Source organism: Streptomyces alboniger, from assembly GCF_008704395.1.
Lineage (GTDB): Bacteria > Actinomycetota > Actinomycetes > Streptomycetales > Streptomycetaceae > Streptomyces > Streptomyces alboniger.
This window is the reverse complement of sequence record NZ_CP023695.1, coordinates 5,678,225-5,704,609: the sequence shown is the minus strand read 5'-3', so window position 1 is coordinate 5,704,609 and position 26,385 is coordinate 5,678,225. Positions and strand designations below refer to the sequence as shown.

Below are 26,385 nucleotides of genomic sequence, written 5' to 3'. Positions count from 1 at the left end.
CGTCTGTTGTCCGTCCGGCACGATGTGCGCGCCACAGCCCGCCCGGGTCTCCCCGTGGCGCGCGGCGACGCGGTACCGTGGCGTCCCTTCTCCCCACATGATCCTCGTGGCCGCCCTGGAGGTTCCGTGGTACAGGCGTACATCCTGATCCAGACCGAGGTCGGCAAGGCGTCGACCGTCGCCGAGCTGATCGGCAAGATCCCGGGAGTGATCCAGGCCGAGGACGTGACCGGCCCCTACGATGTCATCGTGCGCGCGCAGGCGGACACGGTGGACGCGCTCGGCCGCATGGTGGTCGCCAAGGTCCAGCAAGTGGACGGCATCACCCGAACCCTGACCTGCCCGGTCGTGCACTTGTAGCCCCCGTCTACCCTGGCCCGGTGAACATCCCTCGTCTCCGGCTCCGCTGCCTCGCAGGAACGGCCGCCCTCGCCATGTTGATCACGACGGCGGCTTGCTCAGCTACGGACGACGAGGCGTCAGTGGTGGTTCCGTCCCCGGACGCGAAGGCCGCGAGGCTCTGCCGGGACCTGCACGCACAGCTCCCGAAGGAGATCGACGGGCTGGCGCGCACGGACCCCGGGCCGAAGTCCGAACTGACCGCCGGGTGGGGAGACCCGGCGATCATACTGCGCTGCGGCGTGGCGCGGCCCCCGGAGATGATCGACCCCGCCTACGCCGGGCAGAACGGCGTGCGGGTGAACGGCGTCGCCTGGCTCCTGGAGAAGCGCGACGACGGGTCGTACACGTTCACCACAGGGGCGCGGCTGGCCTACGTCGAGGTGACGCTCCCCGAGGAGCGGACGGGGGACGGCCTCGGCCCGCTCACGGACTTCGCCGCCCCCATCAAGAAGACGATCCCGAAGGGCATCGCCTGAGCCCGCGGGGGCGCGTCAGCGCAGGCCCGTGGAGCGGTTCAGCGCCGCCTGGATGAGGCGGTCCACCAGCTCCGCGTAGCCGACGCCGCTCTTCTCCCACATCTGCGGGTACATCGAGATGGGCGTGAAGCCCGGCATCGTGTTGATCTCGTTGATCACGAACCGGCCGTCCTCCGTGAGGAAGAAGTCCGCGCGCACCAGGCCCTCGCAGGACGCCGCCTCGAACGCCTCGACCGCGAGCCGCTGGATCTCCGCGGTCTGCTCGGGCGTCAGCGGCGCGGGCACGATGCCGGGCGTCGAGTCGATGTACTTGGCGTCGAAGTCGTAGTAGTCGTGCGTCTGCACCGGCGGGATCTCGGCCGGGACGCTCGCCCGCGGGCCGTCCTCGAACTCCAGGACGCCGCACTCGATCTCGCGGCCGCGCAGCAGCGCCTCGACGAGGATCTTGGGGTCGTGGCGCTGTGCCTCGGCGATCGCCTCGTCGAGGCCTTCGAAGGAGTCGACCTTCGTGATGCCGATCGAGGAGCCCGCGCGCGCGGGCTTGATGAACAGCGGCCAGCCGTGCTCGCCCGCGAAGTCCGCGATGCGCCGGCGGGCGCCCGCCTCGTCCTGGCTCCACTCGCGCGGGCGGATCACCAGGTAGGGGCCGACGTTCAGTCCGAAGGACGTGAAGATCCGCTTCATGTAGTCCTTGTCCTGGCCGACGGCCGAGGAGAGGACACCCGAGCCCACGTAGGGCACTCCGGAGAGTTCGAGCAGCCCCTGGAGGGTGCCGTCCTCTCCGTAGGGACCGTGCAGCATCGGGAAGACGACGTCGACGTCGCCGAGCGCCTTGGGCACGGAGCCGGGCTCGTTGTAGACGACCTCGCGGTTGCCGGGGTCGAGCGGCAGCACGACGCCGCCCTCCACGGAGTCGGCGATCTCGTCGACGTTCGGCATCCTGCGGTCGGTGATGGCCATCCGCTCGGGCTCGTCCGCCGTGAGCGCCCAACGGCCGTCGGTGGTGATGCCGATGGGCAGGACGTCGTACTTGGTGCGGTCCAGGGCGCTCAGGATGGCACCCGCCGTCACCACGGAGATGCCGTGCTCCGAGCTGCGGCCGCCGAAGACGACGGCCACACGCGGCTTGCGGAGCGGCTGCGCAGAGCTCGACTCGGGGCGCTGCTCAGGGCTCTGGGGGAGGTTCTCGCTGCTCATATCGCGTTGAGCGTACCCGCTGCCCGAAAAACAGTCAGCGACGCTCGGGCTTGGCGCTGCGCGACATCAGCTCCTTGAGGGCCACCACCGGAGGCGTGCCGTCGTGCACGATGCCGACGACGGTCTCCGTGATCGGCATGTCGACGCCGTGCCTGCGGGCCAGATCCAGCACGGACTCACAGGACTTGACGCCCTCGGCGGTCTGCTTGGTGACCGCGATGGTCTCCTCCAGCGTCATGCCCTTGCCGAGGTTGGTGCCGAAGGTGTGGTTGCGTGACAGCGGCGAGGAGCAGGTGGCCACGAGGTCGCCGAGGCCCGCGAGGCCGGAGAAGGTCAGCGGGTCGGCGCCCATGGCGAGCCCGAGGCGGGTGGTCTCGGCCAGGCCGCGCGTGATGAGCGAGCCCTTGGCGTTGTCGCCGAGGCCCATGCCGTCCGCGATGCCGACGGCGAGCCCGATGACGTTCTTGACGGCGCCGCCCAGCTCGCAGCCGACGACGTCGGTGTTGGTGTACGGGCGGAAGTACGGCGTGTGGCAGGCCTTCTGCAAGCGCTGGGCGACGGCCTCGTCCTCGCAGGCGACCACCGCGGCGGCGGGCTGGCGCGCGGCGATCTCACGGGCGAGGTTGGGTCCGGTGACGACGGCGACGCGGTCGGCCGGGGCCTTCGTGACGTCCGTGATGACCTCGCTCATTCGCATCGCGGAGCCCAGCTCGACACCCTTCATGAGGGAGACGAGGACGGTCTCGGGGGCCAGCAGCGGCGCCCACTCTGCGAGGTTCCCGCGCAGCGTCTGCGAGGGCACGGCGAGGACGGTGAAGTCGGCGCCCGCGGCGGCCTCGGCGGCGTCGGTGGTGGCCCTCAGGTTCTCCGGGAGTTCGACGCCGGGGAGGTAGTCCGGGTTCGTCCGCGTGGAGTTGACCGCGTCGGCGAGTTCGGCGCGGCGGCCCCACAGGGTGACGTCGCACCCCGCGTCGGCGAGCACCATGCCGAAGGCCGTACCCCAGGAGCCCGTTCCGAAGACGGCGGCCTTCACCGGGGCTGCCGGGTTCACGGGGTTCACGGGGTTCGTCACTTGCTGTCCTCCGAGGTGTTCTGTGGGGTGCTCTGTGTCGTGCTCCGCGACGCCTTGCGGGCCTCGGCCTTGCGGCGCTGCTCCAGCCGTGCCCTGCGCGGGTCGTACGGCACGTCGGGGGCCTTCTCGCCCCGGATCTCCTCAAGGAGTTCGGTGATCGCGGCCATGATGGCCTCGGTCGCCTCGCGGAGCACCTCGGGCGTCGGCTCCTTGTCGTAGAAGCGCGACAGGTCGACGGGCGCCCCGGCCTTCACCTGAAGGGTCTTGCGCGGGAAGAGGGAGGGCTTCTTGCTGTACGGCGGCAGGGCGAGGTTGGCGCCCCACTGGGCCACGGGGATCACCGGGCACTTGGTCTCCAGAGCGACCCGCGCGGCACCGGACTTGGCCGTCATCGGCCACATGTCGGGGTCTCTGGTGAGGGTGCCCTCGGGATAGAAGGCGACGCACTCGCCGCGCTCGATGGCGGCGACCGCGGCGCGGAAGGCGTCGAGCGCGTTCGTCGTCTCGCGGTAGACCGGGATCTGGCCCGTGCCCTTCATGACCCTGCCGACAAAGCCGTCCTTGAAAAGGCCGTCCTTTGCCAGGAAACGCGGCACCCGGCCGGTGTTGTACTGGAAGTGTGCGTACGACAACGGATCGATATGCGAGTTGTGATTCACCGCTGTGATGAATCCTTCGTGGGCCGGAATGTGTTCCATTCCACGCCAGTCCCGCTTGAACAGAACCACCAGCGGCGGTTTTGCGATGACCGCCGCGAGGCGGTACCAGAAGCCGATTCTGCGGCGGGACACGCAAACACCTTCCTCCATGAGCCTGGTCGGCCGCACAAGTGTCGCCCCAGGCTGCCGGTCTGTCGAGAACACCGTACGCCCGCCCAGGTATCAAGGCCCCCCAGCAGGTCACAATGGGCGCGACGACAAGGACGGAGCGCCCGTGCAGTGGACCCTGGTCATACCTCTGAAATCGCTGTCGCGCGCCAAGAGCAGGCTCACCGCCACCGCGGGCGACGGCCTCCGCCCGGGCCTGGCCCTGGCATTTGCGCAGGACACCGTGGCCGCCGCGGTGGCGTGCCCGGCGGTACGGGATGTGGCGGTCGTCACGGACGACGCCCTGGCGAGTCGTGAGCTGGCGGCACTGGGCGCCCTTATCGTCCCCGACGAGCCGGGAGAAGGCCTGAACGCCGCCCTGCGGCACGGAACGGCGGCCGTACGCGCCGAGCGCCCCGACGCGCCCGTCGCCGCCCTGAACGCCGATCTGCCCGCGTTGCGCCCCGTGGAATTGGCCCGGACGCTTGATCGCGCCGCCCATTTCTCCCGGGCATTTCTGCCGGACGCCGCCGGAATCGGCACGACGCTGCTGACCGCGTCGGCAGGAACGGAATTGCTCCCCGCATTCGGCGTGGCGTCCCGTGCCCGCCACACGGCATCCGGGGCCGTGGAACTCCCGCTCGACGGCATCGATTCCGTACGCCAGGACGTGGACACCGGAGAAGACCTGCGTGCCGCCCTCGTGCTGGGTGTGGGTCCGCACACCGCGAAGGCCGCCGCCCCGCTGCTCATCGCCGACTGAGTACGCTGCCCCCATGCAGGCGACCGCGTACACGTACGACTCCGAGACCCGCAGCGGCAGCGTGCTGCTCGACGACGGCACCCCCGTGCCCTTCGAGGCCCCCGCGTTCGACGCGGGCGGGCTGCGGCTGCTGCGGCCGGGCCAGCGGGTGCGGATCGAGGTCGACGGGGAGGGTGAGGCGCGCCGCGTCACCCTGGTGACGCTCCAGACGTTCTGAGGCACCTGAGCGCCGGCCGCCCCGGGCTCCTGCCGGACACGACGCGGGCCGGGCTCCCCCGTGGGAGTCCGGCCCGGCGCGTGAGTGCCCTGTGCCCCTACTTCTTGCGAGCGGTGGCCTTCTTGGCGGTCGTCTTGCGCGCCGTGGACTTCTTGGCGGGCGCCTTCTTGGCCGTGGCCTTCTTCGCCGGCGCCGTGGTCTTCTTCGCCGTGGCCTTCTTGGCGGGCGTGGCCTTCTTGGCGGTGGTCTTCTTGGCGGTGGCCTTCTTCGCCGTCGCCGTCGACGTGGCCTTCTTGGCGGTGGTCTTCTTCGCCGTGGCCTTCTTCGCCGTCGCCGTGGTCTTCTTCGCGGTGGTCTTCTTGGCGGTGGTCTTCTTCGCCGCCGCCTTCTTGGTGGTGGCCTTCTTGGCCGCCGCCTTCTTGACCGTCGCGGAAGCACCGCCGGTCAGGCTGCCCTTGGGCGCCTTCTTGACCGCGACGTCGTTCTTCGGCAGCTTCTTCGAGCCGCTCACCAGGTCCTTGAAGCCCTGACCGGCGCGGAAGCGCGGAACGGAGGTCTTCTTGACCCGCACGCGCTCCCCGGTCTGCGGGTTGCGGGCGTAACGGGCCGGGCGGTCGACCTTCTCGAACGAGCCGAAGCCGGTGACCGAAACACGGTCCCCGCTGACCACGGCACGGACGATGGCGTCGAGTACCGCGTCGACGGCGTCGGCGGCCTGCTGGCGGCCGCCCACCTTGTCGGCAATCGCTTCTACGAGCTGCGCCTTGTTCACGTCTTCCCCTTCGGAGACATTGCCGGGAGCGAAATACTCCGGCTTTTTCGCACGTTAGGCAGATATATACCGCAAATCAAACACGAAACGGGCTAATCACCCTTGTGCCGCAACGAACTGGACCATCTCGGAGTTCCTCGAAGGCCCGTTGAGGCTTGAGGCTCAGGTGTCTTCGGGGAATCGGCCCTCGTCAGCTTCGTCGAGGGAGGCCATCAAACGCTCCAGACGCCTTGCCGCATCGGCGAGATCGTGTTTGGCCGCGGCCGTAATGACCAGCAGCTTCCGGGTCAGCGCCATCCGTACGCCCTCCGGGACTTGCAGTGCACGCACTCGTGAGTGCGCTTCCTTCAGTTGGGCCGCGACGAGGCCGTAGAGCTCGAGTTGGCTGTCGCGTCCCATGCACCGATTGTGCCATCTGGGGCGAGTTGTCGCCTCCGCAGGGGGTAACTACCGCCATCCGATGCCCTCATGAGGGTACCCGGTTCCGCCGAGTGCAAGGGGATTTCCGGCCTCTTCTTCCGTCCGAATCAAGGGAGTTGAGACCACCCGTTCAGGTCAGCGGGCCCCTTCGAGGGGCAGACACGGATGTACCCCCAACCGTCCACGATTGGGGGTACATCAGGGGCGTTGCGGGGTGTTGCGAGGTGTCAGGCCCGCACGGTCCGCGGCTTGTAGGCGGCGCGCTCGGACTCGTACGCGGCGATGTCCGGCTCGTTCCGCAGCGTGATGCTGATGTCGTCCAGGCCGTTCAGGAGCCGCCAGCGGGCGTTCTCATCGAGTTCGAAGTCGGCGGTGATGCCCTGCGCGCGGACCTGGCGGTCCCGGAGGTCCACGGTGACCTCGGCCCGCGGGTCGCTCTCGGTCAGCTCCCACAGCGCGTCCACGACCTTCTGGTCGAGTACCACGGTGAGCAGGCCGTTCTTCAGCGAGTTGCCGCGGAAGATGTCGGCGAAGCGGGACGAGACGACGGCCTTGAAGCCGAAGTTCTGAAGGGCCCACACGGCGTGCTCGCGCGAGGAGCCGGTGCCGAAGTCCGGTCCGGCGACCAGGACGGTGGCGCCCTGGCGCTCGGGCTTGTTGAGCACGAAATCCGGGTCCTTGCGCCAGGCCTCGAAGAGCCCGTCCTCGAAGCCGTCCCTGGTGACCTTCTTCAGCCAGTGGGCCGGGATGATCTGGTCGGTGTCCACGTTGCTGCGGCGCAGCGGGACGGCCCGGCCGGTGTGCGTGGTGAATGCTTCCATGGTTCTCAGACTCCGGCGGTCACGGGGGCGTCGGACAGGTCGGCGGGCGAGGCCAGATGGCCGGTGACCGCGGTGGCGGCGGCGACCTGCGGGGAGACCAGGTGGGTGCGGCCGCCCTTGCCCTGCCTGCCCTCGAAGTTGCGGTTGGACGTGGACGCGGAGCGCTCGCCGGGCGCCAGTTGGTCGGGGTTCATGCCCAGGCACATCGAGCAGCCCGCGTGCCGCCATTCGGCACCCGCGGCGACGAAGACCTTGTCCAGGCCCTCCTCGACGGCCTGGAGGGCGACCCGGACCGAGCCGGGGACGACCAGCATCCGTACGCCGTCGGCGACTTTGCGGCCCTCGACGATGGAGGCGGCCGCACGCAGGTCCTCGATGCGGCCGTTGGTGCAGGAACCTACGAAGACGGTGTCGACCTTGATGTCCCGCAGCGGCTGCCCCGCGGTCAACCCCATGTATTCCAGGGCCTTTTCGGCGGCGTGGCGCTCCGAAGCGTCTTCGTACGAAGCCGGGTCGGGGACGTGCGCCGAAAGCGGTGCGCCCTGGCCCGGGTTGGTGCCCCAGGTGACGAACGGCGCGAGCGTGGTGGCGTCGATGTAGACCTCGGCGTCGAAGACCGCGTCGTCGTCCGTCCTCAGGGTCTTCCAGTACGCCACCGCGGCGTCCCAGTCCTCGCCCCGCGGGGCGTGGTCACGGCCCTCGATGTAGTCGAAGGTGGTCCTGTCCGGGGCGATCATGCCCGCGCGGGCGCCCGCCTCGATGGACATGTTGCAGATGGTCATGCGGGCCTCCATCGAGAGCTTCTCGATGGCCGGGCCGCGGTACTCCAGGACGTAGCCCTGGCCGCCACCGGTGCCGATCTTCGCGATGATGGCGAGGATCAGGTCCTTGGCCGTGACGTCGTCGGGCAGTTCGCCGTCGACGGTGATGGCCATGGTCTTGGGGCGGGCCATCGGCAGCGTCTGGGTGGCGAGCACGTGCTCGACCTGCGAGGTGCCGATGCCGAACGCCAGCGCGCCGAAGGCGCCGTGCGTGGAGGTGTGCGAGTCGCCGCACACCACGGTGGTGCCGGGCTGCGTCAGTCCCAGCTGCGGTCCCACTACGTGGACGACGCCCTGCTCGACGTCGCCCAGCGGGTGCAGGCGCACGCCGAAGTCCGCGCAGTTCTTGCGCAGCGTCTCCAGTTGGGCCCGCGAGACCGGGTCGGCGATGGGCTTGTCGATGTCGAGGGTCGGGGTGTTGTGATCCTCGGTGGCGATGGTGAGGTCGAGGCGCCGCACCTGGCGCCCGGCCTGGCGGAGGCCGTCGAAGGCCTGGGGGCTGGTCACCTCGTGCAGCAGGTGCAGATCGATGTAGAGGAGGTCGGGCTCGCCCTCGGCGCGCCGGACGACGTGGTCGTCCCAGACCTTCTCCGCGAGTGTCCTACCCATCGCTTTCCCTCCGACCGGCCGCTTCGCCGGCCCAACTAGAGAATCTGTTCGTCGACGCGCGTACCCCTCGTGCCGCACGTGGACCGCGAAATCCGTTGGTCTGCGGTTCGCTCGTACAGAGTGGCGTGTTCCACGGAAAATTGAACTTGCGTTTCACAGAGTGAGACGCGAGTATCGACGCATGGACAACTCTAGCGGCGTCGGCGTTCTCGACAAGGCGGCTCTCGTCCTGAGCGCCCTGGAGTCCGGTCCGGCCACCCTCGCGGGGTTGGTCGCGGCCACCGGACTCGCACGACCCACGGCCCACCGACTGGCCGTGGCACTGGAACACCACCGGATGGTGGCGCGGGACATGCAGGGCCGTTTCATCCTCGGCCCGCGCCTCGCGGAACTCGCGGCGGCGGCGGGCGAGGACCGTCTGCTCGCCACGGCGGGCCCGGTCCTCACGCATCTGCGCGACGTGACGGGCGAGAGCGCGCAGCTCTATCGCCGCCAGGGCGACATGCGCATCTGCGTGGCGGCGGCGGAGCGCCTCTCGGGCCTGCGCGACACCGTCCCGGTGGGCTCGACGCTCACGATGAAGGCGGGCTCCTCCGCGCAGATCCTGATGGCCTGGGAGGAGCCGGAGCGCCTGCACCGCGGCCTCCAGGGCGCCCGCTTCACGGCGACGGCCCTTTCGGGGGTACGCCGCCGGGGCTGGGCCCAGTCGATCGGCGAGCGCGAGCCGGGCGTCGCGTCCGTCTCCGCGCCCGTGCGGGGCCCCTCCAACCGCGTGGTCGCCGCCGTCTCGGTCTCCGGACCGATCGAGCGCCTGACCCGCCACCCGGGCCGCATGCACGCGCAGGCGGTCATCGACGCGGCCGGACGCCTCTCCGAGGCCCTGCGCCGCTCCAGCTGACGTACGCACGCCGGAGGGGCCGCCCCAACGCCGCGGCGACCCCTCCGAGCGGGCACCCCCGCGAAACCCTCAGGCCGCGGTGAGGCGATCGGCCGCCCGGTCACCGCGACGGCCCACCGGGACGACGCCGGTGGCCTTCCCCAGGCCGAACTCCGGCATGTTGACGTACACCGCCTCATGGGCGCCGGCCGGCACGACGTACATCTCGTGCCAGAAGCCGACCTTCCCCCTGCCTTCCCGGATGCGCCGGTTGAAGGCCGCCCACGCGGGCCGGTGCTCCTTGTCCTGTGCCGCGGAGTAGGCGAGCAGCTTCTCCTTCGACTCCCAGTACTGGACCACGTACACCACGCGCGGGGCGCCGAGCAGCAGCCGGAACGTCAGCATCCCGCTCTCCCGGTCCTTCGACAGCTCCTTCAGCATGCGCGGCATGGCCCGGAAGACGGGCCACCAGCTGCGCACGGCAAAGAAGTTGTTGATGCGCATCCCGATATGGAAGACGATCACCTCGCCCGTCCCCTCGGCGGTCATACGCCCTTCGATCGGCTTGTCGCCCATGACGATTCCCCCTTCGTAGAGCCCTGGCTTCGTGGAGCCCTGGCCGGGCATTGGATAGCCCCGCTATCCATGATTGGATACTGCCACTCTCCAACGGGAGGCGCAAGAGATACGCAAGAGGAGGCGCGAATCAATGAGACTGGCGGAGCTGAGCCGGCGCAGCGGGGTCCCCACGGCCACGATCAAGTACTACTTGCGCGAGGGACTGCTCCCGCCGGGCCGCCGCGTGACGGCCACCCAGGCCGAGTACGACGACGCGCACCTGAAGCGGCTGCGGCTCGTGCGGGCGCTGATCCAGGTGGGCCGGGTGCCGATCGCCTCCGCGCGCGAGGTCCTGACCGCCCTGGAGGACGAGTCCCTGGACCACAACTCCCGTCTGGGTACGGCGGTATGGGCTCTGCCGCACGGCCCGGAGCCCGCCGAGGACGAGTCCGCGCAGGAGTCCCAGGAGGCGGCGCGCCGCACGGTGGACGCGCTTCTGGCGCGCCTGGACTGGGAGTTCGCGCAGGAGTACGGGGACGAGTCGCCGGCCTATCGGATGCTGGTGACGGCGGTCGGCACGATGGCACGGCTCGGATATCCGTGCGCCGTGGACGACTTGGCGCCCTACGCCCACGCCGCTCAGCAACTGGCCGTCGCCGACCTGGACTTGATCGAGCGGTTCGACTCCCCCGACGAGCAGCTGGAGGCGGCCGTGGCGCTCACGGTGCTGTACGAGCCGGTACTGCTCGGACTGCGCCGGATCGCGCAGACGGAGGAGTCCAACCACCGCTACGGGCAACGGAGTACGGGGGAATGACGAAGGGGCCCTCCCGATGGGAAGGCCCCTTGCCGTTTCTGTACCCCCGACCGGATTCGAACCGGCGCTACCGCCTTGAGAGGGCGGCGTGCTAGGCCGCTACACAACGGGGGCGAGGATCTTGCTCTTCGCGTGATCCAGCTGGGCTACCAGGACTCGAACCTAAACTAACGGAACCAGAAACCGTCGTGCTGCCAATTACACCATAGCCCAATGTGGTCTAGACCAGAGTCCCGACCTTCAGTACCCCCGACCGGATTCGAACCGGCGCTACCGCCTTGAGAGGGCGGCGTGCTAGGCCGCTACACAACGGGGGCCCTAGCGATCCTGCATCAGAAACAGTGGGTGCGACCCGCTCTGTTCCCGTGGGAAGGATCTGTACCCCCGACCGGATTCGAACCGGCGCTACTGCCTTGAGAGGGCAGCGTGCTAGGCCGCTACACAACGGGGGCTTCGTGGATATGATCCACATTTTGCAGATGAGCTCTGCGAGCTGGCCTACCAGGACTCGAACCTAGACTAACGGAACCAGAAACCGTCGTGCTGCCAATTACACCATAGGCCATCAAACCGCAACCCCCTATGGGGATTTTGTTCTGAATGTGCGCTTCCCTGCCGGACCTTTCGGCCCTCTCGGGCGGCGCAGAAAGAACATTACCCGAAGGTGGACGGCGCTCCAAAACGGGTATCCGCCCGCAGCAGCGCGGGCAGCTCGGAGAGGCGCCTGATGCGGTGTACGCCCGAGGGGGCCGCGCCCGTCGTGCCGTCGCGGTCGAGCCAGATACCGAGGAGGCCGGCGTCCCTGGCGCCCCTGGCGTCGATCTCCGGCTGGTCGCCGACGTAGGCGATCTCGGCCGGCGCGAGCCCCAGTGCCGTACAGGCCGCGTGGAAGGCCTCGGCGGCGGGCTTGGAGAAGCCGAGGTCGGCGGCGCACAGGACGGCCTCGAAGCGGTCGCGCACGCCGAGCAGGCGCAGCTTGCGGTCCTGGACGGCCAGGGCGGAGTTGGACAGGACCGCGTGGCGGTAGCCGTCGGCGAGGGCGTCCAGGGTGGGGACGGTGTCGGGGAAGAGCGACCAGGCGGATTCGTAGTGACCGACGTAACGCAGGTACCACGCGTCGGCGACGGCGTCGCTCAGGTCCGGGGCGTCCAGGAAGTCGCGCACGCGGTCGCGGCGCTGCGCCTCGAAGGTGACCCCTCCCGCGCCGAAGCGGGCCCAGTGCCGCTGGGTGAGCAGCCGCCAGCGCTCCAGGGCGCGCTCGGCGGACTCGTACCGCTCAAGGAGCCCTTCGGCGGTCAGGTGCGCGCGCATGCCGGTCGTGTCGGCGCTCGCGTAGTCGAAGATCGTGTCGTCGATGTCCCAGACCACGGCTTTGATGGGCATGGCGTCGACGGTATGCGAAGGGCCCGGGAGCCGTCTTGGCTTCCGGGCCCTTCGCGCGCGTACCGGCGGATCAGGCGGTCAGCTTCGCCAGGGCCGCGTCGATGCGGGTCAGGGCCTTGTCCTTGCCCAGGATCTCCAGGGACTCGAAGAGGGGCAGGCCGATCGTGCGGCCGGTGACGGCGACGCGGACCGGGGCCTGGGCCTTGCCGAGCTTGAGGCCGTGCTCCTCGCCGGCGGCCAGGACGGCCTCCTTGAGGGACTCGGGGGAGGTCCAGTCGGCAGCCTCCAGCTTGGCGCGGGCCGTGCGCAGGAGGGCGTCGGAGCCTTCCTTCATGGCCTTCGTCCAGGAGGGCTCGTCGAAGACCGGCTCCGGGAGGAACAGGAAGTCCACGTTCTCGGTGATCTCCGAGAGGACCTTCAGGCGGGTCTGCGCGTGCGGCGCGATGGCCTGCCAGGCGGCCTCGTCGAAGTCCTCGGGCGCCCAGTTGGCGTGCGGGGCCTTCAGCCAGGGCTCGCAGGCCTCGGCGAAGGTCTTCACGTCCAGCATGCGGATGTGGTCGGCGTTGATCGCCTCGGCCTTCTTCAGGTCGAAGCGGGCCGGGTTCGGGTTCACGTCCGCCACGTCGAACTTCGCCACCATGTCGGACATCGAGAAGATGTCCTGGTCCGCGGAGAACGACCAGCCCAGGAGCGAGAGGTAGTTCAGCAGGCCCTCGGGGAGGAAGCCGCGCTCGCGGTAGATGTTCAGGGACGACTGCGGGTCGCGCTTGGAGAGCTTCTTGTTGCCCTCGCCCATCACGTACGGCAGGTGGCCGAACTCGGGGATCCGCTGGGCGATGCCCAGCTCGATGAGCGCCTTGTAGAGGGCGATCTGCCGGGGCGTGGAGGAGAGCAGGTCCTCGCCGCGCAGGACGTGGGTGATCTCCATCAGGGCGTCGTCGACCGGGTTGACCAGGGTGTACAGCGGGGCGCCGTTGGCGCGCACGATGCCGTAGTCCGTGACGTTCTCCGCCTGGACGGTGATCTCGCCGCGGACCAGGTCGGTGAAGGTGGTGGCCTCGTCGGGCATCCGGAAGCGGACGATGTGGCTTCGGCCCTCGGCCTCGTACGCCTCGATCTGCCCGGCGGTGAGGTCGCGGCAGTGGCCGTCGTAGCCGGAGGGCTTGCCTGCGGCGCGGGCGGCCTCGCGGCGGGAGTCCAGCTCCTCCGTGGTGCAGTAGCACGCGTAGGCGTAGCCGCCGTCGAGGAGCTTGGCCGCCACGTCCTTGTAGACGTCCATGCGCTGCGACTGACGGTACGGCGCGTGCGGGCCGCCGACCTCGGGGCCCTCGTCCCAGTCGAAGCCCAGCCAGCGCATCGAGTCGAGCAGCTGCTGGTACGACTCCTCGGAGTCGCGCGCCGCGTCGGTGTCCTCGATGCGGAAGACCAGGGTGCCGCCGTTGTGCCGGGCGTAGGCCCAGTTGAACAGGGCGGTGCGGACCAGGCCCACGTGGGGGTTGCCGGTCGGCGAGGGACAGAAACGTACGCGGACGTTCGCGTTAGCCACGCTTGATCACCTTGTTGGTGAGAGTGCCGATGCCTTCGATGGTGACGGCGACCTCGTCGCCGACGTTGAGGGGCCCGACGCCTGCCGGGGTGCCCGTGAGGATGACGTCGCCGGGGAGCAGCGTCATGGCCTCGGAGATGTTGACGATCAGGTCCTCGATGGAGTGGACCATCTCGCTGGTGCGGCCGAGCTGGCGCTGCTGGCCGTTGACCGTGCACTGGATGGTGAGGTCGTTCGCGGCCGCCAGATCCAGGTCCGTCTCCACCCAGGGGCCGAGCGGGCAGGAGCTGTCGAAGCCCTTGGCGCGGGCCCACTGCTTCTCGCGGCGCTGCACGTCGCGTGCGGTGACGTCGTTCGCGCAGGTGTAGCCGAAGATGACGTCCTTGACCCGCTCGCGGGGGACCTCGCGGCACATGCGGCCGATGACCACGGCCAGCTCGGCCTCGTGGTGCAGCTCTTCGGAGAAGGCGGGGTACGTGATGGCGTCGCCGCTGCCGACCAGCGAGGTGGAGGGCTTGAGGAAGGCGAACGGCACGTCCGGCGTCTCGTTGCCCAGCTCCGCCGAGTGCTCGTCGTAGTTGCGGCCGAAGGCCACGATCTTGTTCGGGAGCACCGGCGGCAGCAGGCGGACCTTGCTCAGCGGGACCTTGGTGCCGGACAGCTCGAAGTCGGCGTACGGGATGCCCTTGATGATGTCGAGGACGAGCTCGCCCTCCTTGCCGGGGGCGCTCTCCCCCTCGACTGCGCCGTAGCCGACGTTGCCGTCGATGGAGAACCTGGCGATGCGCACGCTCTAGCCTCTTGAGGTGGTTGCGGTGTGACACCCCAGGCTAACGCGATGGCCTGCGGCCGGCGGTCGCTCTCTGCACGGGGCCCGAGTTTCACCTCGGCAGATCGCCGCTTCGCGGCTCGTCCTCGAACGCCGGACGGACTGTGGTCCCCCGGGGATCTCAGGCGCCGGACGGGACGAACGTCTCCGGCGCGGTCATCAGGATCGTGCGCTTCGGGTTGGCGGTCTGGGTCGGCAGGTCGACGGCGTGCTCCGGCAGGTCGGCCGCGCGCTGGACGTCGGTGGCGTCCTCGAGATGCGCGAGCGTGGTGCGGCGCGGGTTGGCTATGTTGCGGAACATCGTCGGCTTCACAGTCTTCATCTGCTGTTCGGACCCTGTCGGTTGAGGCGTCGTCTGACGGACGCGGCTTGTCGGATTCGCCATCCCTGTAAAGCGTCAGGCTAAACATCCAATTCCCGGCCAAAGTCCGGAAGAGGCCATGATCTTCATGTGAGTTTGCTCACGAAGGACCGGGCAAAAAGGTCAAATCAGGCCCCTCGCCCACCACTTGAAAACGGACATTGCGCCACTGAAGGCACCATTCCGCTCCTGATCATGAAGACTGGGACACCCCCTCCCCCTAGCAGCTTTGAGGGGATACGTCCGGTTTCCGCTAGATCACTTTCTACGTCTCGTGACCCTCCACTCACGCCGTGTCACCGACGTCTTGGCGCGACACACGGGCCTTGTTGGAGATCCTGCACTGTGCTGGAATTCCCGGGACCGCCGCGGGATCGAACCGGCGCGCAGGGGCGCAACGCAGCGCCGAGTGGCGGCGGGGAGGGGGAGCAGCGCCGGTCACTCAACGACCACCCATGGGGCGCTTGACGCCCCACGACGCCGACACCGTCCCGCCGTTAAGCGGCAGGACGCCTGGTCCAGAGGTTGCGACGCTAGTGCAGGGACGTTTCAAGAGGGATGGCAAGGGGTCTCCCCAGGCCGGTCGCGGCCGAGGGGATGCCGCGGCGGAGCCGGAGCGCGGCGGCGACCGCGGCTCCTCGCCCCAGCACGCCCAGAAGCCGGGCCCCGGTGCGCCCGGCGACACCGCCGGTGCCGCGCGCCAGGGTGTGACGGGCAGCGGCCCGGCGACCGCCCAGGACAAGAGCAAGGGCAAGAACAAGGGCAAGGGTGCGTCCGGCTCCGGCTCGCCCACCGGCCCCGGCTCGCGAATAGCCCTGCGCAACTGGCGCATCTCCACCCGCCTGGTCTCGCTCCTCGCGCTCCCCGTGATCACCGCGACCTCGCTCGGCGCACTCCGCATCAACTCGTCCATGGACGAGATCGAGCAGCTCGACAACATGAAGCTGCTCACCGACATAACCAAGCAGGCCACCGCGCTGGCCGTGGCGCTCCAGGAGGAGCGCGACAAGTCGGCGGGCCCGCTCGCGCACGGGGCGACGGCGACGGACTACACGGTCAAGGGCGCCCGCGCCAAGACCGACCGGATCTACCGCGACTTCATCCAGGGCACCCAGGATCTGAACGACACGGACGGCGAGAAGGGTTTCCTCGGCGTCCGGCACAGCGCGGTCCAGATCACCCAGCAGCTCCAGAACATCAACAAGGTCCGCAAGGACGCCTACAAGCCCGGCGCCTCGACCTCGCAGACCGTCGAGGCCTACAGCCAGCTCGTCGAGCAGCTGCTCGCGCTGTCGACCGACATGGCGCAGGCGACCAGCAACCCGGACATGATCCAGCGCACGCGCGCCCTGGCCGCCTTCTCCTCGGCCAAGGAGTACGCGTCGGTGCAGCGGGCGATCATCGCCGCCGCCCTGCCCGCGAACGACAGCGAGTACGGCAAGATCTCCGAGACCGACCGCACCTTCGGCCTCAGCGCCTACGACAAGGAGCAGGCGGCTACCCAGACGTTCAGCAAGATCTACGCGGGCAACCCGGACGAGCTGACCAAGCCCCTCGACGGGGGCAACGCCGCGATCAAGGCCGCCGACGAGTACGCCAAGCGCGTCCTCGAGCAGGAGGGCGGCATCAAGCTCCAGGACAAGAAGTCCTACAAGGACTGGGTCGACGCCGACACCACCAAGATCGACGCGATGTCGAAGATCGAGCTGACGCTGCTCGGCGAGATGGAGCAGAAGGCGCGCGAGCTGCGCAACGAGTCGGAGCAGTCGGCCATCCTCAACGGTGCGCTGATCCTGCTCGTGCTCGGCGTCTCGCTCGTCGGCGCGTTCGTCGTGGCCCGCTCCATGATCCGCTCGCTGCGCCGGCTCCAGGACACCGCGACCAAGGTCGCCCAGGACCGCCTGCCCGAGCTGGTCAAGCAGCTCTCGGAGTCGGACCCGCAGGACGTCGACACCTCCGTCGAGTCCGTCGGTGTGCACTCCCGGGACGAGATCGGCCAGGTGGCCGCGGCCTTCGACGACGTGCACCGCGAGGCCGTCCGCCTCGCTGCCGAGCAGGCCCTTCTGCGGGGCAACGTCAACGCGATGTTCACCAACCTCTCGCGCCGCTCCCAGGGTCTTATCCAGCGCCAGCTCTCACTCATCTCCGAGCTGGAGTCCCGCGAGGCCGACCCCGACCAGCTCTCCTCGCTCTTCAAGCTCGACCACCTCGCGACCCGCATGCGCCGTAACGGCGAGAACCTCCTCGTCCTCGCCGGTGAGGAGCCGGGCCGCCGCTGGACGCGGCCCGTGCCGCTCGTCGACGTGCTGCGTGCCGCCGCCTCCGAGGTGGAGCAGTACGAGCGGATCGAGCTGTCCGCCGTGCCCGCCACCGAGGTCGCGGGACGCGTTGTCAACGACCTCGTGCACCTCCTCGCCGAGCTGCTGGAGAACGCGACGTCGTTCTCCTCGCCGCAGACCAAGGTGAAGGTCACCGGTCACGCGCTGCCCGACGGCCGCGTGCTGATCGAGATCCACGACACCGGCATCGGCCTCTCCCCCGAGGACCTCGCCGCGATCAACGAGCGGCTCGCCTCGCCGCCCACCGTGGACGTCTCCGTCTCCCGCCGCATGGGTCTGTTCGTGGTCGGCCGCCTCTCGCAGCGCCACGGCATCCGCATCCAGCTCCGCCCGTCCGACTCCGGTGGTACGACCGCGCTGGTCATGCTGCCCGTCGATGTCGCCCAGGGCGGCAAGAAGGCTCCCGGCAAGCCCGGTGGCCCCGGCCCGACCGGTGGTCCCGCCGCGGCCGCTGCCGCCGCCGGTGCCGCGGCCGCGCGCCGCGGGGTCGCCGCGGGGAACAACGGCCCCGCGCTCGGCGCGGGTTCGGGACCGGCCGGTGGCCGTGGCGGTCCGGCGCTCGGCAGTGGGCCCGGTGCCGGTGGTCCCGGTGGAGCGGGCCGGCCGGGTGCCGGTGCGCCGCGCCCGCAGGTCGCCGGTTCGGGTCCGCGGGCCGCGCTGCCCTCCCGGGAGACCGGACAGCAGCGTCCGCCGGCCGGTACTCAGGGGCCGCCCGGACAGCAGGGTCAGCCGGGCCGGCACGGTCAGCCCGGGCAGCAGGACCGGCAGCCGCAGCGTCAGCAGCCTCAGGCGCCGCAAGCGCCGCAGGGCGGCCGTGGCGGCGCGGTCCAGCAGCCTCCGGTCCCCCAGCAGCGTACGAACGCCATGAAGCCGCCGGCCGACGCCGGTGACCAGGGGCGCAGGCCTCAGTTGCCGCCTCGCGGAGGACCGCGCGCCGAGCTGCCCGGGGGCAACCCGCAGCCGCGCGTGCCCAGCTGGAGCGACGAGAACGCGCAGCCGCAGGTGTCGCGCGAGCCGTTCGACGCCCCGCGCGGTCACGAGGAGCACGAGGCTACCGGCCAGTTCCCGCAGCCGACCGCGGCCGCCGACGACCGGCAGGGCCCCGGCTCGACCGCGGAGTTCCCCCGCCCGGACTTCGACGCGCCGCCGCCCGGCACTCCCGCGCCGCAGGACCAGGGCACCGGCCAGTTCGTCCGCTCGGACGTCTTCGGCGGCCAGAACGACGCCCAGCAGGGCCGTCAGGCCCCGCGGCGGAACAAGCAGCAGGACCAGCCGCAGAGCCGACAGCAGAACCAGCAGCAGGATCACGGCAACGGCCTCGCGCAGCAGGGCGGTCGGGACATGCCCGACTACACCGTGCCGCGTCCGCCGGCGCCGCGCCGCGGCCAGGGCGACCCCCAGCAGGGGCTTTTGCAGCCGGGACCGCAGCAGGGTCTCCCCCAGCAGCCGCAGGCCGACAACCAGCTGCCCGGCTCCTCGCAGCCCGAGGACCTGCTGCCCGCCGCCGGTCCCGGTGACGGGCGTACGCCGCTGTACGACACGCTGGAGACCAACTGGTTCCAGCAGCAGCAGAACCAGCGGGCGCAGGCCGAGCAGCAGAGCCGCCAGCAGGAGCAGCAGAGCCAGCAGCAGGCCCCGCACGGCCACCGGCCCGGCGGCCGCTCCGGCGAGCCCGCCCAGCGGCAGGCGCCGCAGGCTCAGGACCCGCAGCGCCCGCTGCCGTCGCGCGGTCCGCGGCAGGCCCCGCCCGCCGCACCCGCGGCAGGGACCGGTACCGGCAACGGCCAGAACGGCGCGGGCACCGGCGCCCCCGCGGGCTGGCGTTCCTCCCCGAACGACGAGCTGGGCCGCCAGGCCGAGCGTGTCCGGCAGCCCACCGCGGGCGGCGTCACCACCTCCGGACTGCCGCGCCGCGTCCCGCGGGCCAATCTGGTCGCGGGCACGGCCCAGCAGCAGCAGGACAGCACAGGTCCGCAGGTCTCGCGTGCGCCCGAAGAGGTACGCGGCCGGCTGACGAATCTCCGTCGGGGCATTCAGCAGGGTCGCCAGGCCGGTACCGGCCAGACCGGCAGTTTCCCTCGCCCCACTCACCAGCAGGAGCGTTAGTTGAGTCCGATGAGCCAGGCCGCACAGAATCTGAACTGGTTGATCACCAACTTCGTGGACAACACCCCCGGGGTGTCCCACACGGTCGTGGTCTCCGCCGACGGCCTCCTTCTGGCCATGTCCGAGGGCTTTCCGCGCGACCGGGCCGACCAGCTCGCCGCCGTGGCCTCGGGTCTGACCTCCCTCACGGCCGGGGCCTCCCGGATCTTCGAGGGCGGCACCGTCACCCAGACCGTGGTGGAGATGGAGCGGGGGTTCCTCTTCATCATGTCCGTCTCCGACGGCTCGTCGCTGGCCGTGCTCGCGCACCCCGAGTGCGACATCGGCCTCGTGGGGTACGAGATGGCGCTGCTCGTCGACCGCGCGGGGGCGGTCCTCACCCCGGACCTGCGCGCCGAGTTGCAGGGCAGCCTGCTCCACTAGCCGACGCGGCTTCCGAATGCTTTCGCCCCTTCGGCCGCCCCACCGACCGAACGTACTGACCAACCGTCCGGCCGCCTTACGCCCCCACCGGCTCTGTCAGACGGCACACGCAGATGACCTGCTGTCCCGCCCGGAGGATCCATGACCCCGCCCACCGCCTCTCACAACCCGTACGGCGATCCCTCGTACGGAATGGAGGGCGACCAGCCGCTGGTGCGTCCCTATGCGATGACCGGCGGCCGGACCCGGCCCCGCTACCAGCTCGCCATAGAGGCGCTGGTGAGCACCACGGCCGATCCGGCCCAGCTGATGGGGCTGCTCCCCGAGCACCAGCGGATCTGCCACCTGTGCCGCGAGGTCAAGTCGGTGGCCGAGGTCTCGGCGCTGCTTTCGATGCCGCTCGGTGTGGCGCGGATCCTCGTGGCGGACCTGGCCGAGGCCGGTCTCGTCGCCATCCACCAGCCCGGCGGCGACGAGTCCGCCGGCGGCCAGCCTGACGTGACACTGCTCGAAAGGGTGCTCAGTGGACTTCGCAAGCTCTAACGGCTCGGGCTCGGGCTCGGGCCGTTCCACCACCTCCGCCAAGATCGTGGTGGCGGGCGGCTTCGGCGTGGGCAAGACCACGTTCGTCGGGGCCGTCTCGGAGATCAACCCGCTGCGCACCGAGGCCGTCATGACGTCCGCGTCCGCCGGCATCGACGACCTGACCCACACCGGGGACAAGACGACGACCACCGTCGCGATGGACTTCGGCCGCATCACGCTGGACCAGGACCTGATCCTGTACCTCTTCGGTACGCCCGGTCAGGACCGCTTCTGGTTCATGTGGGACGACCTCGTGCGGGGCGCGATCGGCGCGGTCGTGCTCGTGGACACCCGGCGCCTGGCCGACTGCTTTCCGGCCGTCGACTACTTCGAGAACTCCGGGCTGCCGTTCGTCATCGCCCTCAACGGCTTCGACGGCCACCAGCCGTACACGCCCGACGAGGTCCGCGAGGCGCTCCAGATCGGTCCGGGTACGCCGATCATCACCACCGACGCGCGACACCGTGCAGACGCAAAGAGTGGCTTGATCACGCTGGTCGAGCACGCACTTATGGCACGTCTCAAGTAGGCAGGTGTATACGGCAGTTGTCGTAGACCTTACGGAGCGCCCTGTGTCCTTTGACACGAGCGCGCGCCGTGTTCATAACGTTTCGACAGAGAATTGCCCGGTGACCGCCACGCGTCGCGGTCGCCTGGTGTCGCTGTGCTCACAAGAGCCCCGCCTTTTGGCGGGGCTCGCTCTTTATGACCGATTTATCTGAGGCTTACACCACTCGGAACTTCCGCTTCCCACTGTTTGGAAGAGCGGTGCCTGACGTGCTGGAATGCGCTGAACTGCCCAGTAGCACGGGCCTTGGAGACGACAGCGGCACGACGTGAGTGCCGCCGCCGAGAGGTTGTTGGTCGAGTGAGGCGAAGCAAGACGAGCCCCGCGGCACCCCCCACCGGGGACGCGCGGGGCAACTTCACCCCGCCGCCGCGCACAGCGGCGTCCCCCGTTGACGTGAGCGCCGCTCCCGGCAACGAACCCCCGGCCCCCTCCGGCGGACGCATGTCCCCCCGCAACTGGCGCGTACCGACCAGGCTGAACGCGATCCTGCTCATACCCGTGCTCGTCGGCCTGGTCATGGGCGGCTTCCAGGTGAAGGGCTCCATCGACACCTGGAACGAGGCCCAGGACGCCGAGAGCACCGCCCGCCTGGTGCGGGCCTCCCTCGACTACGGCAACCGCCTCATCGAGGAGCGCGACCTCACGGCCGCCCCGCTGCTGAACGGCAAGCGCGGCGACCCGGCCGTCGTCAAGGCCCGCAAGGCCACCGACGCGGCCGCCGCCGCGTTCAAGGACGCCGCCGAGGACATGCCGGACAAGGAAGGCCTCAACCGTCGTCTCGAGGCCTTCCGCAAGGTCGAGCCGAAGCTGACCCCGCTGCGTCAGGCCGCGTACACCACCAAGCTCCCCGGTGTGAAGACCGAAGAGGGCTACGTCGCCATCCAGCACCCCCTGATGGAGTTCGCCAACGAACTCGGTCTGGGTACCGGCAACATCACCAGCTACGGCCGTACCGTCTACGCGATCTCGCTCTCCAAGGCCGCGCTGTCGCTGGAGCGGTCCATCGGCACGCACCTGCTGGTCAAGCCGGGCCCGGGCACCGGCTCCTTCACCCTCCAGCGCACCTCGTTCTCCTCGTACGCCTACCTGGAGCGCATCGCCATCGAGGAGTACACCGGCGGCGGCACCCCCCAGGATGTCGCCAAGCTGGAGGAGGCGAAGAAGAAGCTGGCCGCGGCCGCCGAGAAGCAGGCCAACCCGCCGCCCACGCAGGACCAGATGATCGCGGCCATCGCCACCATGGAGAGCACGCAGCCGAGCGTGCGGGTCGCCCTCGCCGACAAGGGCATCACCCGGCAGGCCTGGTGGGACACCACCACCGCCAAGTTCGACGCCTACCGCACGATCGAGTCGGACCTCGCCGACAAGGCCGTGGACGAGGCGTCCGACATCGCCGCGGACGCCCAGCAGAACGCGTACATCACCGGCGCCATCGTGGTCGTCGCGCTGCTCGCCGCCTTCATCCTGGCCGGGATGATGGCCCGCCAGATGTCCCGCTCGATGCGCCAGCTGCGCACCGCCGCCTTCGGCATCGCCGAGCAGCGCCTGCCGATGCTCGTCGACCAGCTCTCGCGCACCGACCCGGGCCGCGTCGACACCCGCGTCCAGCCCATCCCGATCACCTCCACGGACGAGATCGGCGAGGTCGCCCGCGCCTTCGACCAGGTGCACCGGGAGGCCGTGCGGCTCGCCGCCGAGCAGGCCCTGCTGCGGGGCAACATCAACGCGATCTTCACCAACCTCTCGCGCCGCAACCAGTCGCTGATCGAGGGCCAGCTGACCCTGATCACGGACCTGGAGAACAACGAGGCCGACCCGGACCAGCTGGAGTCGCTCTTCCGCCTGGACCACCTGGCGACCCGTATGCGCCGCAACGGCGAGAACCTCCTGGTCCTCTCCGGCGAGGAGCCCGGCCGCCGCTGGGACCAGCCGGTCCCGCTGGTCGACGTCCTGCGCGCCGCCTCCTCCGAGGTGGAGCAGTACGAGCGCATCGAGCTGTCCGGCGTCCCCGAGGCCGAGATCCACGGCCTGGCCGTGACCGACCTCGTGCACCTGCTCGCCGAGCTTCTGGAGAACGCCACCACGTTCTCCTCGCCGCAGACCAAGGTCCGCGTCACCGCGACCCGCCTTCCCGACGGCCGCGTCATGGTCGAGATCCACGACAAGGGCATCGGCCTCACCGCCGAGGACTTCGCGGACATCAACCACAAGCTGGCCAACCCGCCGACCGTGGACGCCGCGATCTCCCAGCGCATGGGCCTGTTCGTGGTCGGGCGCCTCGCCGACCGGCACGGCATCCGCGTCCAGCTGCGCCCCTCGGGCGAGCAGGCGGGCACGACCTCGCTGGTCATGCTGCCGGACGGGATCACGCACGGTGGCGGTGGCGAACAGCACGCGCAGGACCCCGAGTTCACCGTCTCCTCGATCATCCCGGAGCAGCAGGTCCTGGAGGCCGAGCCGCTGCGCACGGCCGCGGAGCTGGGCTTCGACGACAGCCGCTACCACGGCGACGGCGGGGAGGCGCACGGTCTCGACCCGGTGGGCCGCTCGCTGATGCGCGAGGAGCGCCGCGCCGCGCTGGAGGCGCAGGCCTCCCAGCAGCCGGGCGGCAACCGCCCGCTCTTCCGCGACGAGGTCGACCCGCAGCAGGGCCGGCAGGCCCCGCAGCAGGGCTCGTACGAGCAGCACGCGCCCGCCTACGACGAGCAGCAGCAGGTCTCGTACGACCAGGGGCAGCAGCCCGCCTACGAGAACGGGCGGGCCGCCGACGGGCAGTACACCGACGGGCAGTACGCCGAGGAGCAGTACGGCGGTGAGCAGTACGCCACCGACCAGTACGGCAACGGACAGTACGCCGAGGGCGGTTACGCCAACGAGCAGCAGGCCCCGGCGTACGACGAGCAGTACTACCCGGCCCCGGACGGCTACCAGGACCCCCAGATCTCCTATCCGGAGCGGTCCCGCCAGGACGACTGGCCCAGCGGTGACGGCTACCAGCCCGAGTACGAGCAGGAAGCGGAATCCGCTCCGGCGGCCCCCGCCGGGGACGCCGAGCGCGTAGGCTTCGACCGTCCCGGACCGACTCCGTCCGTCGTGCACGACATGACCGACGCGGGTCTCCCCCGCCGGGGCTCCTCGGCCTCGAACGGGAACGGGAACGTCCCCGCCGTCAACGAGGGCCAGGGCGGCCAGGACGGTTCCGACTGGCGTTCGTCCAACGACGAGCGCTGGCAGCGGGCCGAGCGGCTCAAGGAGCCGAAGGCGGGCGGGGTCACCCCGTCCGGGCTCCCGCGGCGGGTGCCCAAGGCCAACCTGGTCGAGGGCACCGCGGAACAGACCCCGCAGGGCGGCCCCCAGGTCTCCCGCGACCCCGAGGAAGTGCGGGGCAGGCTGAGCAACCTGCGCCGCGGCGTCCAGCGGGGCCGCAACAACAGCAGTGACACGAATGGCCAGGGCTTCAGCCCTGATAGCACCTACAACCAGGAGCGTTAGTGTGAGCCCGATGAGCCAGGCGGCGCAGAACCTGAACTGGTTGATCACCAACTTCGTGGACAACACCCCCGGGGTGTCCCACACGGTGGTGGTCTCCGCCGACGGACTCCTTCTGGCGATGTCCGAAGGCTTCCCCCGCGACCGCGCCGACCAGCTCGCGGCCGTCGCCTCGGGTCTGACCTCCCTCACGGCCGGGGCCTCCCGGATCTTCGAGGGCGGCTCCGTGACCCAGACCGTTGTGGAGATGGAGCGAGGATTTCTCTTCATCATGTCCATCTCCGACGGCTCCTCGCTCGCCGTACTCGCCCACCCGGATGCGGACATCGGTCTCATTGGGTACGAGATGGCACTTCTCGTCGACCGCGCGGGCACCGTTCTCACGCCGGACCTGCGCGCGGAGCTCCAGGGGAGCCTTCTCAACTAACAGACAGACGGTGCGATTTCGCGTCCCGTGGCCGTAAGGTTTCGGGACGCGGCTCCACAGTGATGGTGCCCGGCACAGTTGGAGGAGGAAGCAACGTGGCAACACCCCCAGACGGTTCGTCATCGGCGAACTGGTCCCCTGGTCATGGCCAGGGTGGTCAGCACGACGGCGCGAACCGGTACAACTTCCCCTCCGCGCCGAGCCACCGCCGCCAGCCGTACGCGCAGCCCCAGCAGCCGGGCCCGCGCCCCTACGACCAGGGCACACCGGCGCAGGCGCCCCGCGTCCAGCCCGTACAGTCCCAGCGGCGCGCCCCCCAGCCGTCGCCCGCCGGGTCGGCGCACAACCCGCTGGTGCGCCCGTACGCCATGACGGGCGGCCGCACCAGGCCGCGCTACCAGCTCGCCATCGAGGCGCTGGTGCACACCACCGCGCAACCGCACCAGTTGCAGGGCCAGTTGCCCGAGCATCAGCGGATCTGCAACCTGTGCCGCGAGATCAAGTCAGTCGCTGAGATCTCGGCACTGCTCTCCATCCCCCTCGGCGTCGCCCGAATCCTCGTAGCCGACCTGGCGGAGGCCGGACTCGTCGCCATCCACCAGCCCGGCGGCGACGAGTCCGCCGGCGGCCAGCCAGACGTGACACTGCTCGAAAGGGTGCTCAGTGGACTTCGCAAGCTCTAGCGGCGGAGCAACAGCCCGCTCCACCACCAGCGCGAAAATCGTGGTGGCGGGCGGCTTCGGCGTGGGCAAGACCACGTTCGTCGGGGCGGTCTCTGAGATCAACCCGCTGCGCACCGAGGCCGTCATGACGTCCGCGTCCGCGGGCATCGACGACCTCACCCACACCGGAGACAAGACCACCACGACGGTGGCCATGGACTTCGGTCGCATCACCCTGGACCAGGACCTGATCCTGTACCTCTTCGGTACGCCCGGTCAGGACCGCTTCTGGTTCATGTGGGACGACCTGGTCCGTGGCGCCATCGGCGCGGTCGTCCTGGTCGACACGAGGCGGCTCGCCGACTGCTTCCCCGCCGTCGACTACTTCGAGAACTCCGGGCTGCCCTTCGTGATCGCCCTCAACGGCTTCGACGGCCACCAGCCGTACACGCCCGACGAGGTCCGCGAGGCGCTCCAGATCGGCCCGGACACGCCGATCATCACCACCGACGCGCGACACCGCGCGGACGCGAAGAGCGCGCTGATCACGCTGGTCGAGCACGCCCTGATGGCGCGGCTCCGCTAACGCTCTTTGTTGCCCAGGCCTCTGTCAGTTCCGGCTGTAGTGGTCGAACTGGGTGACGCCCTGGTAGCCGTAGCTCTCGGGGTGCAGCTCGTGCAGGGCGACGCCGCCTCGGGCGAGCGGGCCGAGGAGGTCCGTGAGGAGCGCGGCCGCGCCGGTGATGAAGGCCGCCTTCTGAGCGGCGCTGTTGGTGCCGGCCGTGATGCTGACCTCGATGTGCGCGTCGCGGGCGGCGCCGGTCAGCGGTTCTCCGCCGACGTAGTAGCGGTCGGCGGGGAGCAGGTCGAGGTGCACGATGGTGCGCGCGCCCGACTTGCCGAGGGCCGAGACGGCCAGCGCGGTCAGGCCCTCGGCAAGGCCGCGGCGGACGTCGGCGGGCAGGTCGGGGTCGGTGACGGTGGCCCTGATGTGCGGCATGGCTCTCCTTGGTGCGGTCGCTGTCGCTTGTCTGGG

General features: G+C 70.0%; 27 protein-coding genes and 5 tRNA genes. 14 read left to right on the top strand and 18 right to left on the bottom strand.

The annotated features are described in order from the left end of the window. The first annotated feature begins 126 nt into the window (after positions 1-126). Together CP975_RS25620 and CP975_RS25615 are read left to right on the top strand one after the other, a co-directional pair. A complete protein-coding gene (locus CP975_RS25620) occupies positions 127-360 on the top strand; it encodes an Lrp/AsnC family transcriptional regulator (protein ID WP_030787487.1) in 234 nt (77 codons plus the stop codon). A gap of 20 nt (positions 361-380) precedes the next feature. Continuing rightward, positions 381-878, top strand: a complete 498-nt coding sequence (locus CP975_RS25615) for a DUF3515 domain-containing protein (protein ID WP_055526872.1) — start codon at positions 381-383, stop codon at positions 876-878. A 15-nt stretch (positions 879-893) separates the two neighbouring features. Here the strand turns inward: CP975_RS25615 and CP975_RS25610 are convergent, their stop codons facing one another. Genes CP975_RS25610 through CP975_RS25600 form a run of 3 tightly spaced genes read right to left on the bottom strand, consistent with a single transcriptional unit; the run spans position 894 to position 3,938 of the window. Next, a complete protein-coding gene (locus CP975_RS25610) occupies positions 894-2,075 on the bottom strand; it encodes a D-alanine--D-alanine ligase family protein (protein WP_055526874.1) in 1,182 nt (393 codons plus the stop codon). 34 nt (positions 2,076-2,109) lie between these two features. Beyond that, entirely contained in the window at positions 2,110-3,126 is a 1,017-nt protein-coding gene (locus tag CP975_RS25605; protein ID WP_150477971.1) for an NAD(P)H-dependent glycerol-3-phosphate dehydrogenase, read from the bottom strand. A gap of 17 nt (positions 3,127-3,143) precedes the next feature. Continuing rightward, positions 3,144-3,938 (bottom strand): lysophospholipid acyltransferase family protein, encoded by a 795-nt coding sequence (locus tag CP975_RS25600; RefSeq protein ID WP_055526875.1) that lies wholly within the window; start codon positions 3,936-3,938, stop codon positions 3,144-3,146. Positions 3,939-4,080: 142 nt separating this feature from the next. Between CP975_RS25600 and cofC the strand changes: the two genes are divergently transcribed. Together cofC and CP975_RS35930 are read left to right on the top strand one after the other, a co-directional pair. Further along, positions 4,081-4,716 (top strand): 2-phospho-L-lactate guanylyltransferase, encoded by a 636-nt coding sequence (gene cofC, locus CP975_RS35935; protein WP_055526876.1) that lies wholly within the window; start codon positions 4,081-4,083, stop codon positions 4,714-4,716. 13 nt (positions 4,717-4,729) lie between these two features. Next, a complete protein-coding gene (locus CP975_RS35930) occupies positions 4,730-4,933 on the top strand; it encodes a hypothetical protein (RefSeq protein ID WP_055526878.1) in 204 nt (67 codons plus the stop codon). A gap of 97 nt (positions 4,934-5,030) precedes the next feature. On the opposite strand, the gene CP975_RS25590 is transcribed toward CP975_RS35930, so the two are convergent. The 4 genes from CP975_RS25590 to leuC all read right to left on the bottom strand — a co-directional run bounded on the left by CP975_RS25590 (position 5,031) and on the right by leuC (position 8,376). Further along, the gene (locus tag CP975_RS25590) at positions 5,031-5,705 is read right to left on the bottom strand and encodes an HU family DNA-binding protein (protein ID WP_055526879.1); all 675 of its coding nucleotides are present in this window, start codon (positions 5,703-5,705) and stop codon (positions 5,031-5,033) included. A 162-nt stretch (positions 5,706-5,867) separates the two neighbouring features. Then, the gene (locus tag CP975_RS25585; protein WP_030787464.1) at positions 5,868-6,104 is read right to left on the bottom strand and encodes an SCO5555 family protein; all 237 of its coding nucleotides are present in this window, start codon (positions 6,102-6,104) and stop codon (positions 5,868-5,870) included. A 248-nt stretch (positions 6,105-6,352) separates the two neighbouring features. After that, positions 6,353-6,946 (bottom strand): 3-isopropylmalate dehydratase small subunit, encoded by a 594-nt coding sequence (gene leuD / locus CP975_RS25580; RefSeq protein WP_055526880.1) that lies wholly within the window; start codon positions 6,944-6,946, stop codon positions 6,353-6,355. Between the two features lie 5 nt (positions 6,947-6,951). Further along, the gene (gene leuC, locus CP975_RS25575; protein WP_055526881.1) at positions 6,952-8,376 is read right to left on the bottom strand and encodes a 3-isopropylmalate dehydratase large subunit; all 1,425 of its coding nucleotides are present in this window, start codon (positions 8,374-8,376) and stop codon (positions 6,952-6,954) included. A 181-nt stretch (positions 8,377-8,557) separates the two neighbouring features. Between leuC and ndgR the strand changes: the two genes are divergently transcribed. Beyond that, positions 8,558-9,274, top strand: a complete 717-nt coding sequence (gene ndgR / locus CP975_RS25570) for an IclR family transcriptional regulator NdgR (protein WP_030787455.1) — start codon at positions 8,558-8,560, stop codon at positions 9,272-9,274. A gap of 69 nt (positions 9,275-9,343) precedes the next feature. Here the strand turns inward: ndgR and CP975_RS25565 are convergent, their stop codons facing one another. Next, entirely contained in the window at positions 9,344-9,829 is a 486-nt protein-coding gene (locus CP975_RS25565; protein ID WP_199782851.1) for a DUF4188 domain-containing protein, read from the bottom strand. A gap of 133 nt (positions 9,830-9,962) precedes the next feature. Here CP975_RS25565 and CP975_RS25560 point away from each other — a divergent pair, with 133 nt between their 5' ends. Next, on the top strand, positions 9,963-10,628 hold the full coding sequence (locus CP975_RS25560; RefSeq protein ID WP_055526884.1) for a MerR family transcriptional regulator: 666 nt from the start codon (positions 9,963-9,965) through the stop codon (positions 10,626-10,628). Between the two features lie 41 nt (positions 10,629-10,669). On the opposite strand, the gene CP975_RS25555 is transcribed toward CP975_RS25560, so the two are convergent. The 9 genes from CP975_RS25555 to CP975_RS25515 all read right to left on the bottom strand — a co-directional run bounded on the left by CP975_RS25555 (position 10,670) and on the right by CP975_RS25515 (position 14,708). After that, positions 10,670-10,742, bottom strand: a tRNA-Glu gene (locus CP975_RS25555). A 27-nt stretch (positions 10,743-10,769) separates the two neighbouring features. Then, a tRNA-Gln gene (locus tag CP975_RS25550) sits at positions 10,770-10,841 on the bottom strand. Positions 10,842-10,872: 31 nt separating this feature from the next. Continuing rightward, positions 10,873-10,945: transfer RNA gene (locus CP975_RS25545), tRNA-Glu, on the bottom strand. 62 nt (positions 10,946-11,007) lie between these two features. Continuing rightward, a tRNA-Glu gene (locus tag CP975_RS25540) sits at positions 11,008-11,080 on the bottom strand. Between the two features lie 41 nt (positions 11,081-11,121). Further along, positions 11,122-11,193 (bottom strand) — tRNA-Gln (locus tag CP975_RS25535). 89 nt (positions 11,194-11,282) lie between these two features. Continuing rightward, the gene (locus CP975_RS25530; protein ID WP_055526886.1) at positions 11,283-12,011 is read right to left on the bottom strand and encodes an HAD family hydrolase; all 729 of its coding nucleotides are present in this window, start codon (positions 12,009-12,011) and stop codon (positions 11,283-11,285) included. A gap of 70 nt (positions 12,012-12,081) precedes the next feature. Continuing rightward, positions 12,082-13,557 (bottom strand): glutamate--tRNA ligase, encoded by a 1,476-nt coding sequence (gltX, locus tag CP975_RS25525; RefSeq protein ID WP_055526888.1) that lies wholly within the window; start codon positions 13,555-13,557, stop codon positions 12,082-12,084. Continuing rightward, positions 13,550-14,347 carry a fumarylacetoacetate hydrolase family protein gene (locus CP975_RS25520; RefSeq protein WP_055526891.1) on the bottom strand — a complete coding sequence of 266 codons (798 nt, stop codon included), beginning with the start codon at positions 14,345-14,347 and terminating at the stop codon, positions 13,550-13,552. Before CP975_RS25520 ends, gltX begins: the two co-directional genes overlap by 8 nt. Positions 14,348-14,507: 160 nt before the next feature. Beyond that, positions 14,508-14,708 carry a hypothetical protein gene (locus CP975_RS25515; protein ID WP_150477383.1) on the bottom strand — a complete coding sequence of 67 codons (201 nt, stop codon included), beginning with the start codon at positions 14,706-14,708 and terminating at the stop codon, positions 14,508-14,510. 575 nt (positions 14,709-15,283) lie between these two features. On the opposite strand from CP975_RS25515, the gene CP975_RS25510 reads away from it, so the two are divergent. The 8 genes from CP975_RS25510 (at position 15,284) to CP975_RS25475 (ending at position 25,935) form a co-directional block, all read left to right on the top strand. Continuing rightward, on the top strand, positions 15,284-19,192 hold the full coding sequence (locus tag CP975_RS25510) for a sensor histidine kinase (protein ID WP_055526895.1): 3,909 nt from the start codon (positions 15,284-15,286) through the stop codon (positions 19,190-19,192). A gap of 9 nt (positions 19,193-19,201) precedes the next feature. After that, entirely contained in the window at positions 19,202-19,615 is a 414-nt protein-coding gene (locus CP975_RS25505) for a roadblock/LC7 domain-containing protein (RefSeq protein ID WP_030787430.1), read from the top strand. A gap of 141 nt (positions 19,616-19,756) precedes the next feature. Next, positions 19,757-20,158, top strand: a complete 402-nt coding sequence (locus CP975_RS25500) for a DUF742 domain-containing protein (protein WP_030787427.1) — start codon at positions 19,757-19,759, stop codon at positions 20,156-20,158. Further along, positions 20,139-20,729 carry a GTP-binding protein gene (locus CP975_RS25495; RefSeq protein ID WP_030787425.1) on the top strand — a complete coding sequence of 197 codons (591 nt, stop codon included), beginning with the start codon at positions 20,139-20,141 and terminating at the stop codon, positions 20,727-20,729. The genes CP975_RS25500 and CP975_RS25495 overlap by 20 nt, the downstream gene beginning before the upstream one ends. A 339-nt stretch (positions 20,730-21,068) precedes the next feature. Next, positions 21,069-24,263, top strand: coding sequence for a sensor histidine kinase (locus CP975_RS25490; RefSeq protein WP_055526898.1), 3,195 nt, complete (start codon positions 21,069-21,071; stop codon positions 24,261-24,263). Between the two features lie 10 nt (positions 24,264-24,273). Continuing rightward, positions 24,274-24,687, top strand: a complete 414-nt coding sequence (locus tag CP975_RS25485) for a roadblock/LC7 domain-containing protein (protein ID WP_030787419.1) — start codon at positions 24,274-24,276, stop codon at positions 24,685-24,687. 95 nt (positions 24,688-24,782) lie between these two features. Further along, positions 24,783-25,370 (top strand): DUF742 domain-containing protein, encoded by a 588-nt coding sequence (locus CP975_RS25480; protein ID WP_063756250.1) that lies wholly within the window; start codon positions 24,783-24,785, stop codon positions 25,368-25,370. Next, a complete protein-coding gene (locus CP975_RS25475; RefSeq protein ID WP_030361923.1) occupies positions 25,351-25,935 on the top strand; it encodes a GTP-binding protein in 585 nt (194 codons plus the stop codon). Before CP975_RS25480 ends, CP975_RS25475 begins: the two co-directional genes overlap by 20 nt. Positions 25,936-25,959: 24 nt before the next feature. Here the strand turns inward: CP975_RS25475 and CP975_RS25470 are convergent, their stop codons facing one another. Continuing rightward, positions 25,960-26,349: a tautomerase family protein gene (locus CP975_RS25470; RefSeq protein ID WP_055526899.1), complete on the bottom strand. Its 390-nt coding sequence runs from the start codon at positions 26,347-26,349 to the stop codon at positions 25,960-25,962. Positions 26,350-26,385: the final 36 nt, after the last annotated feature.

Excerpts from the sequence above, each read along its gene's own strand:
- CP975_RS25610 (WP_055526874.1), bottom strand. The coding sequence starts at position 2,075 with ATGAGCAGCGAGAACCTCCCCCAGAGCCCTGAGCAGCGCCCCGAGTCG.
- CP975_RS35930 (WP_055526878.1), top strand. The coding sequence starts at position 4,730 with ATGCAGGCGACCGCGTACACGTACGACTCCGAGACCCGCAGCGGCAGC.
- CP975_RS25585 (WP_030787464.1), bottom strand. The coding sequence starts at position 6,104 with ATGGGACGCGACAGCCAACTCGAGCTCTACGGCCTCGTCGCGGCCCAA.
- leuD (WP_055526880.1), bottom strand. The coding sequence starts at position 6,946 with ATGGAAGCATTCACCACGCACACCGGCCGGGCCGTCCCGCTGCGCCGC.
- leuC (WP_055526881.1), bottom strand. The coding sequence starts at position 8,376 with ATGGGTAGGACACTCGCGGAGAAGGTCTGGGACGACCACGTCGTCCGG.
- ndgR (WP_030787455.1), top strand. The coding sequence starts at position 8,558 with ATGGACAACTCTAGCGGCGTCGGCGTTCTCGACAAGGCGGCTCTCGTC.
- CP975_RS25565 (WP_199782851.1), bottom strand. The coding sequence starts at position 9,829 with ATGGGCGACAAGCCGATCGAAGGGCGTATGACCGCCGAGGGGACGGGC.
- CP975_RS25560 (WP_055526884.1), top strand. The coding sequence starts at position 9,963 with ATGAGACTGGCGGAGCTGAGCCGGCGCAGCGGGGTCCCCACGGCCACG.
- CP975_RS25530 (WP_055526886.1), bottom strand. The coding sequence starts at position 12,011 with ATGCCCATCAAAGCCGTGGTCTGGGACATCGACGACACGATCTTCGAC.
- CP975_RS25515 (WP_150477383.1), bottom strand. The coding sequence starts at position 14,708 with ATGAAGACTGTGAAGCCGACGATGTTCCGCAACATAGCCAACCCGCGC.
- CP975_RS25505 (WP_030787430.1), top strand. The coding sequence starts at position 19,202 with ATGAGCCAGGCCGCACAGAATCTGAACTGGTTGATCACCAACTTCGTG.
- CP975_RS25500 (WP_030787427.1), top strand. The coding sequence starts at position 19,757 with ATGACCCCGCCCACCGCCTCTCACAACCCGTACGGCGATCCCTCGTAC.
- CP975_RS25485 (WP_030787419.1), top strand. The coding sequence starts at position 24,274 with ATGAGCCAGGCGGCGCAGAACCTGAACTGGTTGATCACCAACTTCGTG.
- CP975_RS25470 (WP_055526899.1), bottom strand. The coding sequence starts at position 26,349 with ATGCCGCACATCAGGGCCACCGTCACCGACCCCGACCTGCCCGCCGAC.